This is a genomic window from Williamsia sp. Y712, from assembly GCF_059445525.1.
The window spans coordinates 753,516-769,628 of the sequence record NZ_JCAIUN010000003.1; the positions used below are offsets into that span (position 1 = coordinate 753,516).

The 16,113-nt window shown below is 63.3% G+C and carries 14 protein-coding genes; 8 read left to right on the forward strand and 6 right to left on the reverse strand.

Going from position 1 to position 16,113, the window contains the following annotated elements:
• The first annotated feature begins 106 nt into the window (after positions 1-106).
• The 7 genes from AC1D75_RS22765 (at position 107) to AC1D75_RS22795 (ending at position 9,432) form a co-directional block, all read left to right on the forward strand.
• Entirely contained in the window at positions 107-1,048 is a 942-nt protein-coding gene (locus tag AC1D75_RS22765; protein ID WP_495517580.1) for an aldose 1-epimerase family protein, read from the forward strand.
• Positions 1,045-1,965, forward strand: a complete 921-nt coding sequence (locus tag AC1D75_RS22770; protein ID WP_495517581.1) for a carbohydrate kinase family protein — start codon at positions 1,045-1,047, stop codon at positions 1,963-1,965. The genes AC1D75_RS22765 and AC1D75_RS22770 overlap by 4 nt, the downstream gene beginning before the upstream one ends.
• Before the next feature lie 117 nt (positions 1,966-2,082).
• Complete coding sequence (locus AC1D75_RS22775) at positions 2,083-3,405, forward strand: citrate synthase (protein WP_495517582.1); 1,323 nt, start codon at positions 2,083-2,085, stop codon at positions 3,403-3,405.
• Between the two features lie 3 nt (positions 3,406-3,408).
• Positions 3,409-3,768 carry an FKBP-type peptidyl-prolyl cis-trans isomerase gene (locus tag AC1D75_RS22780; protein ID WP_495517583.1) on the forward strand — a complete coding sequence of 120 codons (360 nt, stop codon included), beginning with the start codon at positions 3,409-3,411 and terminating at the stop codon, positions 3,766-3,768.
• Between the two features lie 135 nt (positions 3,769-3,903).
• Entirely contained in the window at positions 3,904-5,376 is a 1,473-nt protein-coding gene (locus AC1D75_RS22785; protein ID WP_495517584.1) for an alpha-amylase family glycosyl hydrolase, read from the forward strand.
• Positions 5,376-8,048, forward strand: coding sequence for an MGH1-like glycoside hydrolase domain-containing protein (locus AC1D75_RS22790; RefSeq protein ID WP_495517689.1), 2,673 nt, complete (start codon positions 5,376-5,378; stop codon positions 8,046-8,048). Before AC1D75_RS22785 ends, AC1D75_RS22790 begins: the two co-directional genes overlap by 1 nt.
• A 34-nt stretch (positions 8,049-8,082) precedes the next feature.
• The gene (locus tag AC1D75_RS22795; protein ID WP_495517585.1) at positions 8,083-9,432 is read left to right on the forward strand and encodes a cryptochrome/photolyase family protein; all 1,350 of its coding nucleotides are present in this window, start codon (positions 8,083-8,085) and stop codon (positions 9,430-9,432) included.
• An 18-nt stretch (positions 9,433-9,450) separates the two neighbouring features.
• Here the strand turns inward: AC1D75_RS22795 and AC1D75_RS22800 are convergent, their stop codons facing one another.
• The 6 genes from AC1D75_RS22800 to AC1D75_RS22825 all read right to left on the reverse strand — a co-directional run bounded on the left by AC1D75_RS22800 (position 9,451) and on the right by AC1D75_RS22825 (position 14,470).
• On the reverse strand, positions 9,451-10,200 hold the full coding sequence (locus AC1D75_RS22800) for an enoyl-CoA hydratase-related protein (RefSeq protein WP_495517586.1): 750 nt from the start codon (positions 10,198-10,200) through the stop codon (positions 9,451-9,453).
• Positions 10,201-10,293: 93 nt separating this feature from the next.
• A complete protein-coding gene (locus AC1D75_RS22805) occupies positions 10,294-11,352 on the reverse strand; it encodes an ABC transporter substrate-binding protein (protein WP_495517587.1) in 1,059 nt (352 codons plus the stop codon).
• Positions 11,353-11,463: 111 nt separating this feature from the next.
• Positions 11,464-12,333 (reverse strand): ABC transporter permease, encoded by an 870-nt coding sequence (locus AC1D75_RS22810; RefSeq protein ID WP_495517588.1) that lies wholly within the window; start codon positions 12,331-12,333, stop codon positions 11,464-11,466.
• Complete coding sequence (locus tag AC1D75_RS22815) at positions 12,330-13,058, reverse strand: ABC transporter permease (RefSeq protein WP_495517690.1); 729 nt, start codon at positions 13,056-13,058, stop codon at positions 12,330-12,332. The genes AC1D75_RS22810 and AC1D75_RS22815 overlap by 4 nt, the downstream gene beginning before the upstream one ends.
• Positions 13,059-13,150: 92 nt before the next feature.
• A complete protein-coding gene (locus AC1D75_RS22820) occupies positions 13,151-13,999 on the reverse strand; it encodes an ABC transporter ATP-binding protein (protein WP_495517691.1) in 849 nt (282 codons plus the stop codon).
• A 108-nt stretch (positions 14,000-14,107) separates the two neighbouring features.
• A complete protein-coding gene (locus tag AC1D75_RS22825) occupies positions 14,108-14,470 on the reverse strand; it encodes a hypothetical protein (RefSeq protein ID WP_495517589.1) in 363 nt (120 codons plus the stop codon).
• A gap of 110 nt (positions 14,471-14,580) precedes the next feature.
• Between AC1D75_RS22825 and AC1D75_RS22830 the strand changes: the two genes are divergently transcribed.
• Positions 14,581-16,086, forward strand: a complete 1,506-nt coding sequence (locus AC1D75_RS22830; protein WP_495517590.1) for a flavin-containing monooxygenase — start codon at positions 14,581-14,583, stop codon at positions 16,084-16,086.
• Positions 16,087-16,113 lie beyond the last annotated feature (27 nt).

A 16,113-nucleotide genomic window follows, 5' to 3' on the forward strand; every position in this document is an offset into this window, starting at 1 on the left:
TCTCGACCCTTCGTTCCTTCGTTTCACACCGAGTAAAGCAGCAACGGCCCCTTTGGGCGCCCGGTGAAATCGAGACTGGCGGTGGCGGTGATGGCAGACTTCAGGCGTGGGTGGATACAGCATTGAATCGAACGGATACAGCGCCGAGATCGCAACAGCGGGTGCCGGACTGCGCGCGGTGCGTTGTGGTGATCGGCTCCTCACCGAGACCTGGGAGATCGAACCGGGGGTCAAACCGCCGATGTCCGCCGGTTTGGTCCTCTCTCCGTGGCCCAACCGGACCGGTGACGGTACGTACACCTTTGACGGGACGACCCATCACCTGCCGATCACCGAGGCCGGCCGCAACAACGCAAACCACGGCTTCGTCCGCATGGTGGACTGGAACGTCCTCGACCAGACCGCGTCATCGGTGAAGCTGGGTGTTTCGGTGGGGCAGCATCCGGGATGGCCGTACGACCTTCAGCTGACCGCCGACTATGTCGTCGGCGCCGACGGATTGACCGTCACCCACACCGCCACCAACAACGGCGCCGAGTCCGCTCCATATGCCTTGGGGCAGCACACGTTTGTCCGAGTGGGGGACGACCCGGCCGATGACTGTTCGCTGCAACTCGCAGCTCAGCAGCACCAGCCGCTCGACCCGGAGCGGCAGCTCCCGAGCGGAGATCCGGTCGATGTCGCCGGTACCGACTACGACTACCGAACCCCGCGACCGCTTGCCGGGCAATGGCTGGACACCCCGTTCACCGCAATGGTCGCCGACGAGGGCATCATCACGCACCGGCTGATCGGTCCGACCGGCGCAACAGAGTTGTGGACGGACCTCAATTTCGGCTGGGTTCAGGCGTTCACCGCCGATCCCTCGCACGATCAGGCCTATCCCGGACGCGGGCGCGCCGTCGCGATCGAACCGATGACCGCACCCCCCAATACGCTGGCGTCGGGAATCGACCTCATCGTTCTGGAACCGGGGCAGGTCTGGACCGGACGCTGGGGCCTGAGATATCAGGCGCCGGGTCGACATCGGGGAGTGGAGCAGGCGTGAGAGAGATCGTCGTATGCGGTGAGGGGTTGGTTGATCTTGTTCCGGCAGGCGGCGATCCGCTCGATCCACTGACACCGGCGCTCGGCGGTGGTCCGTTCAACGTGGCCATCACACTCGGGCGCCTGGGTTCGGCGGTGTCGCTGTGTTCGCGATTGTCGACCGACGGATACGGGCAGGCGCTGACGGAGGCATTGCGCGGCGCGGGGGTGAACCTGTCGCTGCTGCAACGCGGCCCGGAACCGACAACGCTGGCGCTGGCGAGCGTCGGCGCCGACGGATCGGCGCAGTATTCCTTCTACCTCGAGGGCACCGCCGATCGGCTGGTGACCGATCCGGGTCCACTGCCCCGAACCGTCGGCGCACTGGCCTTCGGGACCCTGTCGATGGTGCTGGAGCCGGGTGCGAGCGTCTACGAACAACTGTTGCGTCGCAGCCATGCGGAGGGACGGCTGACACTCCTCGACCCCAATATCCGGTCCGGTGTCATCGACGACCCGGACGGCTATCGCCGCCGTTTCGCCAGTTGGCTGCCCGACCTCGACATCGTGAAGGTCTCCGACGACGATGCGGCCTGGTTGGCCCGCGGTCCGGCCGGAACCGGCCCGGAGCAGTGGCTGCAGGCCGGCGTTGGCGCGGTGCTGATCACCCGCGGCGGCGACGGACTGACCGCCATGACGACCGATTTCACCGTCGACGTGAAGGCCCCGCCGGTCGCCGTCATCGACACGATCGGAGCGGGCGACACGATTTGCGGTGCGGTGCTCCACCGACTGGGGGTCCGGCGCATGCTCGACCCGGCGCTGATGCGTAGGATGAGCCGTAATGACTGGTCAGAGGCGCTGGAGTTTGCCGCGAAAGCAGCCTCGGTGACCATCTCACGGTCTGGGGCGGACCCTCCATGGGCGGGCGAGCTGTAAACCGACTAAGTTATTAACGGGTTGCACGGCCGGTTCGACCGGTTCGACGACTCTGGATTCAAAACATCTGTATCCGGTCCACAAGACCGGTCAGCCCGTCGAAAAGGGGAAGACCCAGTGTCCGCCGAAACAGTGTCCGCCAATGGAGCCGCAGCGGAGGCAAACGCCACGTTCAGCTATCCGGGCGGCGAGATCAAGCTTCCTATCGTCAAGGCCACCGAAGGCAGTGACGGGGTCGGGTTGGGCAAGTTCCTTTCCGACACCGGGCTCACCACCTTCGACGGCGGGTTTGTCAACACCGCTTCGACAAAGTCCGCGATCACCTATATCGATGGCGATGCCGGAATCCTGCGTTACCGGGGATATCCGATCGAGCAGCTCGCAAAGGGTTCGAGTTTCCTGGAGGTCAGCTACCTGCTGATCAACGGTGAGCTCCCGACGCCGACCGAGCTCGACGGTTTCACCAACAAGATCAGCCGGCACACCCTGCTGCACGAAGACCTCAAGCGCTTCTTCGACGGCTTCCCGCGCAACGCGCACCCGATGCCCGTCCTGTCGAGCGCCGTCAACGCCTTGAGCGCGTACTACCAGGATTCGCTGGACCCGAAGGATCCCGAGCAGGTCGAGCTCTCGACCGTTCGTCTGCTGGCCAAGCTGCCGACCATCGCGGCCTATGCCTACAAGAAGTCGGTCGGCCAGCCGTTCCTGTACCCGGACAACTCGCTGAGCCTGGTCGAGAACTTCCTGCGGATGACCTTCGGCCTGCCCGCCGAGCCCTACGTGGTCAACCCGGACATCGTCAAAGCCCTCGACATGCTCTTCATCCTGCATGCCGATCACGAACAGAACTGTTCGACGTCGACCGTGCGTCTGGTCGGGTCGTCGCAGGCCAACCTGTTCACGTCGATCTCGGGCGGCATCAACGCGCTGTGGGGCCCGCTCCACGGTGGCGCCAACCAGGCGGTCCTGGAGATGCTCGACGAGATCAAGGCGTCCGGTGGCGACACCAAGGCGTTCATGAACAAGGTCAAGAACAAAGAAGACGGCGTCAAGCTCATGGGCTTCGGGCACCGCGTCTACAAGAACTACGACCCGCGTGCGGCGATCGTCAAAGAGACCGCGGACCAGATCCTGCAGCTCCTCGGCGTCAACGACGACCTGCTCGACATCGCGAAGGGTCTGGAAGAGGTCGCCCTCTCGGACGACTACTTCATCTCCCGCAAGCTGTACCCGAACGTGGACTTCTACACGGGCTTGATTTACCGTGCGATGGGGTTCCCGACCCGGATGTTCACCGTGCTGTTCGCTCTGGGTCGCTTGCCCGGATGGATCGCACACTGGCGTGAGATGAACGCCGACCCGACCGGAAAGATCGGCCGTCCGCGGCAGATCTACACCGGATACACCGAACGTGACTACTTGAAGATGGATCAGCGCTGAGCCATGAGTAAACCTGAGATTGAAATGCCGCAAGGCCCCGCACCCGCCGAACTGGTGACCACCGACCTGGTGATCGGAGACGGCCCGGAGGCTGTCGCCGGTGGCGTTGTCGACGTGCACTATGTCGGTGTCGAATACGAGACGGGCGAAGAGTTCGACTCATCCTGGAACCGCGGTCAGTCCGCGAACTTCCCGCTCGACCGGTTGATCCCGGGCTGGCAAGAAGGCATTCCGGGCATGAAGGTCGGCGGACGCCGTCAGCTCATCGTCCCGCCGCTGCTGGCGTACGGCCCCGAAGGTGCCGGACACCGGTTGTCGGGCAAGACCTTGATTTTCGTGATCGACTTGCTGGGTGTCGGCTAACCCGTTACCCAAGCGTTCTAATGAAAACCCTGCACGTGAACCGTGCAGGGTTTTCTCTTGTCTGCAGCACGTACTGCACCTGAATTTCGATCGAACCCCGGCACGATGCCTCGTCGCTGCGGATAGGTTGGCACCGTGATCGCACAGCCGTTCATCTACGAGATCAATACGTGGCCGTGGCTGGAGGATCTCGGCACCGACCTGGCCGGCGTTCCCGACCACGTGTGGGACACGATCGCCGATCTGGGCTTCGATGCGGTGTGGCTGATGGGGGTGTGGCAGCGCAGCCCGGCCGGCCGGTCGATCGCACTGGCGGACGCAGCGCTCATGCAGTCCTTCGAGGATGTCCTCCCGGACTTCACCGCCGATGACGTAGTCGGATCCGCCTACTGCATCCGTGACTATCGGGTTGATGACCGCCTGGGCGGACCGGAAGGTCTGGCCGTCGCCCGGCGCGCGCTGGCCCGGCGGGGCCTGTCCCTGATTCTCGACTTCGTCCCGAATCACGTCGCATCCGATCATCCCTGGGCCCACAGCAATCCCGACTATTTCATCACCGGCACCGATGACGACCTGCGTGAGGACCCGGAGTCGTTCGTGGAGGTCAGTGGAACGATTTTCGCGAACGGGCGGGATCCGTACTTTCCGGCCTGGCGTGATGTGTTGCAACTCAACACTTTCTCTCCGGAACTGCGGGCTCAGATCGTTTCGACCCTGATATCGATCGCCGAGCAGTGCGATGGGGTCCGCTGCGACATGGCGATGCTGCCGCTTCACGATGTGGTGACCCGAACCTGGGGTGAGCGTGCGGGTGACCCGCCTGGCGACGAATACTGGACGACGACGATCGCCGCGGTGCGCGGGGTCCACCCGGACTTCACGTTCATCGCGGAGGCCTACTGGGACCTCGAATCACAGCTTCAGGAACAGGGATTCGACTACTGTTACGACAAGCGTCTCTACGACGCTTTCGCCGGACACACAGGCGCCGAAGCTGTTCGGCAACACCTCCTCTCCGACGCCGGCTATCAGCGCGGGCTACTCCGATTCCTGGAGAATCATGACGAACCGCGCGCCGCGGCAACCTTTGGTGCGGACGAAGAAAAGGCGGCGGCTGTTGCGACATTCACTGCGCTCGGCGCCAAGCTGATCTACGACGGTCAACTCTCCGGGGCGGCCACGCGGTTGCCGGTGCAACTCGGACGAGGTCCGGTCGTGGAGCCGAACAAGGATTTGGCCGAGTCCTATCACGCCTTGCTCAGGTCGTTGCGCGAGAACGTCTGGCGCACCGGTGATCTGGTGCCGTGCGCCGTGACCGGGTGGGAGGGCAATGATTCCTTCGGGGATCTGTTGGCGTGGACCCGCAGTGGCCGGAGTCGATGGCTCGTGGTGGTCAACATCGGCGACAAGCCGGCCTCCGGCAAGGTCGCTACCGGCTGGGAGGATCTGAGCGGCAGTCAGTTCCGGCTGGTCGACAACACCCGGGACATCGAGTATCTGCGCAGCGGTGACGACCTGAGTGCGGGATTGTTCGTCGAGCTCGACCCGTGGCTGTGGCACCTTTTTCGGATCGAACCTGCCGAACCTGTGACCGAGGAGCGTTCGTGATGGAGCATCGTCAGCCGCCCGGCGGTACGCGTGAACACGATCGACTCGCAGAGGCGACAGGTCGGCTCGAAGACGGCTTGCACGAGGCGAACCCGTGGTACGAGTGGGGTCCGTATCTCTCGGAGAGAGCTTGGGGCACGGTCCGGGAGGACTACAGCGACAACGGCGACGCCTGGTCGTATTTTCCGCATGAGCATGCCCGTTCGCGTGCCTATCGGTGGAATGAGGACGGCATGGCAGGCGTCTCGGACGTCGGCCACGAGTTCGCCCTCGCGCTCGCGCTGTGGAATGGGGCCGACCCGATCCTCAAGGAGCGGATGTTCGGTCTCACCGGACCGCAGGGCAACCACGGTGAAGATGTCAAAGAATGCTGGTGGTATCTGCAGGGATTGCCGAGTCACGCACTGCTGCAATGGCGTTACCACTATCCGCAGGCCGCGTTCCCGTATCAGGATCTGATCGACGAGAACGCCCGGCGTGGGCGGGAGGAGTTCGAATACGAACTGCTCGACACCGGTGTCTTCGACGACAACCGTTTCTGGATCGTCGATGTCACCTATGCCAAGGCCAGTCCCACGGACCTGATGATGCGGATTGACATCACCAACAACGGACCCGACGAACAGACCATCGACGTATTGCCCACCGGCTGGTTTCGCAACACCTGGAATCCGGACGGCAACGGTGACCTGCCGGATCTGGCGATGCAGGACGGTGCGGTGGTGCTCGAACATCATCGGCTCGGTGGCTATCGGCTGCAGGCGGCGGTCGCGGACGACGGTACCGAACCGCAGGTGTTGTTCTGCAACAACGAAACCAATATCCCGAAGATCTTTGGCGGGGAGCCGATCACGGCCTATCCCAAAGACGGGATCAACGACCACGTTGTCGCCGGCGCTGACACCGTGAATCCGGATCAGCGTGGGACGAAGGTGTCGTGGCGGTATCGGTTGTCGGTACCGGCGGGGCAGAGCGTCCAGTTGCGTCTTCGGCTCGCAGATGCCGAATCGGCTGTGAGTAAGGCCGATTGGTCCGACACATTCTTCGATGACACTTTTGCCGATCGACAGCGGGAAGCCGATGAGTTCTACACCGCGCTGGCGCCCGCCGACATCGACACCGAACGCATGCGCATCCTCACCCAGGCCAGTGCCGGCCTGATCTGGAGTAAGCAGATGTACTCCTACGATGTCGGTCGGTGGCTCGACGGAGATTCCGCGCAGCCGTCTCCGCCGCCAGGGCATCGGACCGGCCGCAACACCGGGTGGCGTCATCTCGACGCCAACGACATCCTGGCCATGCCCGACCCCTGGGAATACCCCTGGTTTGCCGCCTGGGACTTGGCATTCCACGCGATTCCCTGGGCGCACCTCGACCCGGCTTTCGCGAAGTATCAGCTGGTTGTACTGCTACGCGAATGGTTCCAGCATCCCAACGGTGCACTGCCGGCGTATGAGTGGAGCTTCGACGATGTGAACCCGCCGGTTCATGCGTTGGCCGCGCTCCGGGTCTTCATCATCGATGGTGCCAAAGATGTTCAGTTCCTCGAACGCGTCTTCCAGAAGTTGTTGCTCAACTTCACCTGGTGGCTCAACCGGGAAGATCCCGAGGGCAACAACATCTTCGGCGGCGGATTCCTCGGCCTGGACAACATCAGTCCGGTTGACCGGTCCCACCTACCGCCGGGCAGCACTCTGGAACAATCCGATGGCACCGGCTGGATGGCGTACTACTCGAGTGCGATGCTGGCCATCGCCCAGCACCTCGCCGACTTCGATCCGGTCTACGAGGACATGGTCACCAAGTTTCTCGAACAGTTCGCATTGATCGGCGAGGCGCTCGACCGATCGGGACTGTACGACCGGGAGGACGGCTTCTTCTACGACCGCCTCACGGACGCCGCCGGAAATTGTTCGGCCATCAAGGTGAAGTCGCTGGTCGGGGTGATACCGGCCCTGGCAGCGGCAACGGTCTCGATCGACGACGCCAGCCGTGCCCAACGGCTCCGTAAACGTTTTCGTCGTCGGTTCAGTGATGTGGAGGCGCAGAACCGTCGATCCTGGCGGATTCGGTCGGACGGGAAGGGACACACCAAGGTTCTGCTCTCCGTGCTCGACGCCGATCAGCTGCGCCGGCTTCTGGGCACGGTCTTCGACGAGGACGCATTGCTCTCACCGTATGGGCTGCGGTCGTTGTCGAAGGCGTACTCCGTGCCCTACGAACTACCGAATGCGGACGGGGCGATCATCGACTACGAGCCGGCGGAGTCGCGGACCGCGATGTATGGCGGCAATTCGAACTGGCGTGGACCGGTCTGGTTCCCGGTCAACTATCTGGCGATCCGCGCGTTGGTGCAATACGGACGGTTCTTCGGGGAAGAAACCAAGATCCCGTTTCCCACCGGCAGCGATACCGAACACACGTTCTTCGAGATCGCCCACGAGATGGCCGAACGTCTCATCGCCATCTGGTTGCCGGACGCGAACGGCAGGCGCCCGGTCGACGGCGGGACGGAGATCTTCCAGAGCGATCCGGCCTGGAAAGACAACCTGCAGTTCAGCGAGTACTTCCACGGTGACAACGGGGCCGGCCTCGGGGCCACCCACCAGACCGGATGGACGGCGTTGGTGATCGATCTACTGCTGCGTCCGCCGGGTCATCCCCACCACTGACCCGCCGGGCGCGCTCGCCGTGCACGATGGAGGCATGAGTGAGCAACCGATTGTGCTGTGGCTGCGTCGGGACCTGCGACTGAGTGACCTTCCGCCGCTGCTGGCCGCGCAGGGGCGCGAGGTGCTGGCCTGCTTCGTGCTCGACCCGGTGCTCGAGGCCTCGTCGGGCGCTCGCCGGCTGTCGTTTCTCTACGATTCGTTGCGCGACATCCACGATCAGCTCGACGGTTCGCTGCTGGTCGTGCGCGGCGCCCCGGAGTCGATGATTCCGAATGTTGCCCGGTCGCTCGACGCGGAGGCCGTGCATGTCAGTGCCGATTTCGCGCCGTACGGTATCCGGCGGGACGACAAGGTCCGAAAAGCATTGGGTGACATACCCTTGCGGGCCGACGGCTCACCGTATGCGGTGGCCCCCGGGCGAGTCCTGAAAGACGATGGAGAACCTTATCGAGTGTTCACGCCGTACTTTCGGCGGTGGCGCGATCACGGCTGGCGGGCACCGGCAGATAGCGGCGTCGGCAGTGCAACGTGGATCAACCCGGACGACGTGTCCGGGGTTCGTGGGATCACGATACCGAACGCCAACGCCGAGTTGGACTTTCCCGCCGGTGAACGAGCGGCATACGAGCGCTTTGCGGAGTTCATGGCCGACGACATCGTGGAATACGGAACCCAGCGCGACCGGCCAGATCTGGACTCGACCAGTCGGATGTCGGCGTATCTGAAGTTCGGCAACATCCATCCACGCGCGATGCTCGCCGACCTCGACGCACGCGAAGGCGAAGGCCGCGCCGCGTACATCCGCGAACTGGCCTTCCGTGATTTCTATGCCGACGTGCTGCATCAGCGTCCGGACAGCAGCTGGTGGAATCTGAACAAAAAATTCGATGCGATGGAACATGATTCGGGCGCCGACGCCGACGCGGATTTCGCCGCGTGGTGCGAGGGCAAGACCGGATTCCCCATCGTCGATGCCGGAATGCGGCAGCTACTGGGTAGCGGATTCATGCACAACCGGGTCCGGATGATCGTCGGATCGTTTCTGGTCAAGGACCTCCATCTGCCCTGGCAACGCGGCGCCGCGTGGTTCCTCGACCAGCTCGTCGATGGTGACATGGCCAGCAATCAGCATGGCTGGCAGTGGGTCGCCGGTTGTGGCACGGATGCCGCCCCGTACTTCCGTGTGTTCAATCCGACCACGCAGGGCAAGAAGTTCGACCCGTCGGGGGACTACGTGCGGCGCTGGATTCCGGAACTGCGGGGCATCGGCGGAGCCGCGGTGCATGAGCCCGGCGCGCTACGTCCCGACGACTATCCCGAGCCGATCGTCGACCACAAAGTGCAGCGCCAGGTGGCTCTCGACCGCTACAAGAACCTCCCCTGAACCCGACGGGGATGTCGGCTAGCGGGCTTTCCACTCGGGTGGACGCCTGCTGAAGAACGCCTCTATGCCTTCGCGCATGTCGTCGGATGCGACGACGGTTTCTTTGGCGCGCTCGGTGGCCTGCCACCCCGCGACATCGGCGTCGGTGTTCAGTTCGGCCAATGCAGCAAGGGTCGCCCGCACCGCAACCGGTCCGGACGCGTTGATGTCGTCGGCCAGGGTCAGCGCATCGGCCAGAGCCTGCCCGGGTTCGCTGACGATGTTGACCAGACCCAGATCGAAAGCCCGCTGCGCAGTCAATCCGGTGCCGGTGATCAACAACTGCTTGGCGATGTTCGGTGGCAGCGCCCGGGTGACCCGGAACAGGGCACCCGATGTCGCGACCAATCCTCGGCGGCTTTCTGGCAGTGCCATCTTCGCGGTGGTCGCAGCGACGATGAGGTCACACGCCAGCGCGATCTCCAGACCGCCGCCCATGCACGGCCCCTCGACGGCCGCGATCAGTGGCTTGATCCGTTTGCGTCTGATCACGCCGTACTCGCCGCCACGGTCGGTGTGGGCGCCGACGCCCGCGCGCAGATCGGTGCCCGCACAGAAGACCTTGGGGGTGCCGGTGATGATCCCGGTCCACAAGTCGTCGTCATCGTCGAGACGGTCGAGGGCCGCACTGATTCCGAGCGCCATCTCGACATCGATCGCGTTGCGCTTCTCTTCGCGCTCGAGGTGGACGATCAGCGTTCGTCCATGGACTTCTTCGCGAATGGGCATGCTCAGAACCTATCAATCGCCCCAGGGGCTGAACACGAGATCGCCGGTGCACCCGAGTATCTGGGTGTACCGGCGATATCGGTGATGTGTTTGTCAGACCCGCTTGTTGAGGTCCGGGTTCTCCGCGTAGACCTCGGTGATGAGCGACATGTCGAACATCTGCTCGGCGGTGACGTCGTACCCGGCCTTGGCCAGTGCCTCGATGTTGAGATCGATCATTGCCGGGGAAATGGTGAGCAGGCCGTTGACCTTGGTCTCCTCGGAGACGATCAGCAGGTTCTGGGCCTGCGCTTCCAGGGTCTGCTCAGCGACCTCGAGTCCGAGGTCCTTGCCGTACTTGGTCACCGCGAGCTCGGCAGACTTTGCCGGGTCGGCAACCGCGTCGTACCAGCCCTGGATATCGGCTTTGAGGAAGGCCTTGAGTTTGTCACGCTCGTTGTCGATTGTTTCCTGGCGCACCACAAGCGTTTCCGCGACGAGTGGCAGGTTGAAGTCCGCGAACAGGAAGTTGGTGTTCGGGAAGCCGCCCGCGGCCAAGGTGATCGGTTCGTTGGTCACATACGAGACCCAGCCGTCCACCTCGCCGGTGGTCAGTGGCGTGGGGTCGTACTGGACGGTGATCTTTTGGACGTCGGACTCGGTCATCCCGTTGGCGGTGAGCAGTGCTTTGAAGACGTTCTCGTTGGAGGCCTGCACGCCGATCTTCTTGCCCTTCATGTCTTCCGGCGACAGAATGGGCGTCTTCTCACTCGACACGATGCAGAAGGGGTTCTTCTGGAACGTTGCGGCGATGGACTTGAGCTTGGCACCTTGCAGCACCACCGGTGCGGTCAACTGCGGTGAGGACATACCGATCCACACCTTGTTGGCTGTCAGGCCGGTCTCGACGCCGGTACCCGGGCCGCCGCCGGTGATCAGTTCAGGTGTCCCGAGTCCGGCTGCCTCGTAGTAGCCGTTCTCGATTGCGAAGTACTCACCGGCGAACTCGATGTTCTTCTGCCACGACAGCTGGACCTTCGGGTTGGTGGTGCTGCTTCCGCTGCTGTCACTGCCGCCGGAGCTGCAGGCGGCCAGCACGCTGGCGCTACCCACAGCGCCGCCGGCGATCATGGAGTACCGAAGAAACGATCGGCGGTCGAACGTGTAGGCCATGTGTTGACTCCTTGGTTGTGATTGCTCGACGCTGACGTTAGGGCGGTTCGGTTTCCGCCGTATTTCCGGTGCGAATTGGATTGTTACAAAAGAGCTTTGCCCGAACTGATGTCAGGTTGTCTTGGTGCCCATCTGCGCCAGGACGAGTTTTTCGGCGACACCGACCAGCGCGTACAGCACAATCGACGCGACGGTGATGACCAGAACCGATGCCCATAGCTCGTTGTAGGCCGCCGCGGGTAGCGCTTGCTGCAGCGTCGCGCCCAGGCCCTTGTTGGTGCCCAGCCACTCGGCAACGGTGGCGCCGATCATGGCTCCGGGCACCGAGACTTTCGCGGCGGCGAACAGTGCCGGTACCGCCGAGGGCAGCGACGCCATCCGCATCGCGGTCAAACGTGTTCCGCCATAAGCGATGATCACGTCGTTGATCTGGCGCGGTGCGTTGGCCAGGCCGGTCATGATCATCACCAGCGCGGGGAAGAAGACAACGATGCCGCCCATCACCGCCACCACTGCCACTCCGCGTCCGACCACCAGTGTGATCAGCGGGGTCATCGCCACCAGGGGTACCGAACGCAAGAGCATGGCGATGGGCATGAATGTCTGGGCGACGGGCCGGAACATCACGAACAGGGCGGCCGCGACGATCGCCGCGCTCATGCCGCAGACGAAGCCGATTCCCGCGTCTTTCAACGTGATCTGAAGGTTGTCCATGATCTCGGCGCGGTCGGTCGCCGAGGTCGGTTCGGTGAACAGGTAGTGGAAGACATCGACGGGGGTTTTGCCGATGATCGGCCCGATGTCGGGGAAGGCCAGCAAGAACAGCCACCAGATCACCAGGATCAGGATGAACGAGATCACCAGCGAGCCGATGAACTTCCCGATCTCCCACGTGATCGCCTTGGCGTTGCCCGAGTTCGCCCGTGCCGCGGCGTCGGCGGGGACCGGTGCCGACGGGGGAGCTGTTGTGGTGGCGGTCATTTGGTCCCTGCCATTCCGGTGCTGTAGCGGGTGACGTATACCGAGATGACGGCGACGATGGCGTAGCCGATGCCGGCCACCGCACCGGTGAGCAGTGCGATCGCCCATACCGCAGGTATGTCACCGGCCTGCTGGGAGATGATCAGCGATGGGCCTGCACCCTTTTCGGGCATGGCCAGGAACTCGCCGAGCACGGCGCCGAGTACGGCGGCGGGAGCGGCGATCTTCAATGCGGCAAAAGTCGATGGAAGCGCGGAGACGATCCGGACCCGGACGAGCTGGGCGATGGAGCCGCCGCCGTACACCTTGACCAGATCGAGACTGGCCTGATGTGGTGATCGCAGTCCGGACAACGTGCCGATCATCGTCGTGAAGAACACCGAGATGGCGGCAAGGAAGACGATCATCGTCTGCACCTCGGCAAACGCCACCTGGACGATGGGTGCCACCGCGATGATCGGTGTGCAGTAGCTGATGATCGCCAATTGGGTTGACACACCCTCGATCAGCGGAATGACCACCACCAGCAAAGCCAGACCGATGGCCAGCACATTGCCCCACATGAAGCCTCGTAGCGACAGCTCTATGGTCGGGCCGAAGTTGTTGACGTAATAGTCCAAACCCTTGTCGTTGATCTTTTCGATCACCGCCCAGGGAGTGGGGATGGTGCCTTTGAACCACTCGAAGTGCCCGGCCATCGACCAGATGATCAGCACCGCAACCATGCCGATCACACCTGCACCCCAACGTTTTCCGGCAAGCTGCGCGCGGTCGGCGAACTGTGCCCCCGCGGAACGGTTTTGCGCGGTCAGGGTGCTCACGCCACCCCCGCCGATCCCTTGCTGCCGAACAGGAGACCACTGAGGTGATCATGCAAGGCATGGAACTCGGGTGTTCGCATCATGTCCGGAACCCGCGGACGTGGCAGGTCGATCGTGACGGTTTCGAGGATGGTGCCCGGACGTGGACTCATCACGGCCACCACGTCGGAGAGAAAGACCGCTTCGCCGATCCCGTGGGTCACCATCAGCGTGGTTGCCGGCTTCTCGGTCCAGATGCGGAGGAGTTCGATGTTGAGCCGTTGCCGGGTCATGTCATCGAGCGCGCCGAACGGTTCGTCGAGGAGCAATGCGGTCGGTTTCACGACCAGCGCGCGGGCGATCGACACACGCTGACGCATGCCGCCGGACAGCGTGGCCGGTTTCGCCTTCTCGAAGCCCTTGAGGCCGACGAGTTCGATGAGGTCGTTGATGGCTCCTTTGTCGACAGGCATTCCTGCGACCTGCAAGGGGAGTTTGATGTTCGCTTCCACGCTGCGCCACGGCAGCAGCGCCGAATCCTGAAATGCGATACCGAGTTCGTGCTGGGATTGGAGCTCTTTGGGCGAGAGTCCGTTCATCAGGGCAGTGCCTGCGGTGGACTCCTCGAGCCCGGCAAGGATTCGCAGAACCGTCGACTTGCCGCAACCCGACGGGCCCAGCAACGAGAGGAACGCGCCCTCGGAGGTTTGCAGGTCCACATCGTGAAGGGCGGTCACCGAAGACCCGCCGCGTAGGCCACTGGACTTGAACTCTTTGGTCAGCCCCGAAATGTCGATTCCGGTGCCCAAGGGGCGGCTTTTGGTGGCGGCGACGGCGGGTTGTACGTCCGTCTGTGTTGCTCCCATGGAGTCGGCAGGGCTCATATTCGGGGACGTTAGGCGGCGATGGTTTCTTCTGGATTACGTCGGCGTTACTGCGCTCGTACCTCGTTCAGCGCCTTCGAGAAACGCGTGTCACTTCTGTTCTGATTCGAGGATCGGAGCCAGGCTCGTCAAGATGGAGAACACACCGCGGATGGCTTCGGAAGCGGGTTCCGCGGACACCGAAGGGTCGACAGCGCGCTGAATACCGAGTCCGATTCCGGTGCTGAGCAAGAGGTTCGCGATGCTGGCCGGCGGGACCGGGAGGTGTTCGAGGCCGGTATCGCCGATTCCGATACCGGAAAGAAATGACCTCAATACGGCGATGACCGCGATCTCTCCGAGTTTCTCATGATGGATGGCATCGAGAACCGCGCGGCAGAGGTGACGCTTGTCCTGAAAGTTCGAGTAGACGTACCTTCGGTACTCGAAGTGGTGTGCGGCAGAGTTCACCACGTTCGTACATTGGGGGAACTGATGGGGACCAGGAACAGAACGCAGCCGGTCGACGACGCGAGCGCGGCCGTCGCCGTGCTGCATGCCCTGGCCGACGCGGAGATACGCGCATGACGGCCCCGAGGCGAGACCCCCGCGTGGTGATCATCGGTGCCGGGGTCGCAGGGATCGCGACCGCCTACACCCTGCAAAAGGCCGGGTTCGCCAATTTCACGATCCTGGAGAAGGGCACTGACGTCGGTGGTGTCTGGCATTGGAATCGCTACCCGGGGCTGACCTGCGACGTGCCGTCGCAGATCTACCAGTTCTCGTTCGCCCCCAATCCGGACTGGTCACAGATATGGGCCGACGGGGACGAGATCCAGCGCTATCACCGCGACGTCGTCGACCGTTTCGGGCTGGACAAGTACCTGCGGTTGAGCACCGAGGTGGTCAGTGCCCGCTACGACGCGTCCGGGGGACGGTGGCACGTCACGACCGGCGATGGCGCGACAGAGATCGCCGACTTCGTCATCTGTGCCACCGGGGTCCTGCATCATCCCGCGATTCCGGATATTACTGGGCTGCAGTCTTTTTCGGGTACGACCGTACATACTGCCCGGTGGGATGACGACCTCGTCACCGCAGGCAAGTCGATAGCGGTGATCGGTACCGGATCCACTGGCGTGCAGATCGTGTCCGCCCTGCAGCCTTCTGCTGCCCGGCTGATCCACTTCGTCCGCTCACCCCAGTGGATCCTGTGGGCGCCGATGCGGTTGCCGCAGCCGGCGGCGTGGGGGACAGTCCTGGCGAAATACCCCAGGTTGCACGATTCCGTCCATCGTCAATTGCTCTGGGCTTCAGGGATTCTGGCCGATATCGTCACCAAACCGTCGTGGCGACGCCGATTGGTTCAGGCCTATGCTCGGTGGTCGCTGCGAGCGCAGGTACGCAACCGGCCGCTACGCGAGGACCTGACCCCGGATTATCAACCACTCTGCAAACGGCAGGTCCTGTCGGGCAGCTACTACAGGGCGATCGCCGCCGCCAACACGGAATTGGCCTCGGGCGCCATCGCCGAGATCACGCCGGATGGAATCCTCATGGAATCCGGGACACACCACGATGTGGACGTGATCGTTCTCGCCACGGGATTCAAGGCGCACAACTATATGCGGCCCATGCGCATCGAGGGCCGCGATGGCATCACCTTGGACGAAGCGTGGGCCGACGGCCCGCGTGCGTACCGGATGACCGCCATACCGGGGTTTCCCAATCTGTTCACCGTGCTCGGCCCCAACTCACCCACGGGCTCGATATCCCTGCAGTACACGGCCGAACTCACCGCTCGTTACATCGTTCGATGGCTGGAGCAATTCAGGGACAACAAGATCACCGCGGTGGAAGTCACGGAGCCGGCCACCGATCGGTTCAACAGGGAGGTCGCGGACGCGATGGGCCCCACGGTCTGGAACACCGGATGCAATTCCTGGTACTTCACGGACAACGAGACCATCGATCTGTGGCCCTTCGACCGCGCCACATTGACACGGATGCTCACTGCTCCGGACGAGGGTGACTACTTCATCCGCCGACCCCCGAAAGTGGTGGGTTCCGGCGAGCATTCACCCAGGTGACGCCAACCAGAACCCCCCGCTTTCGGG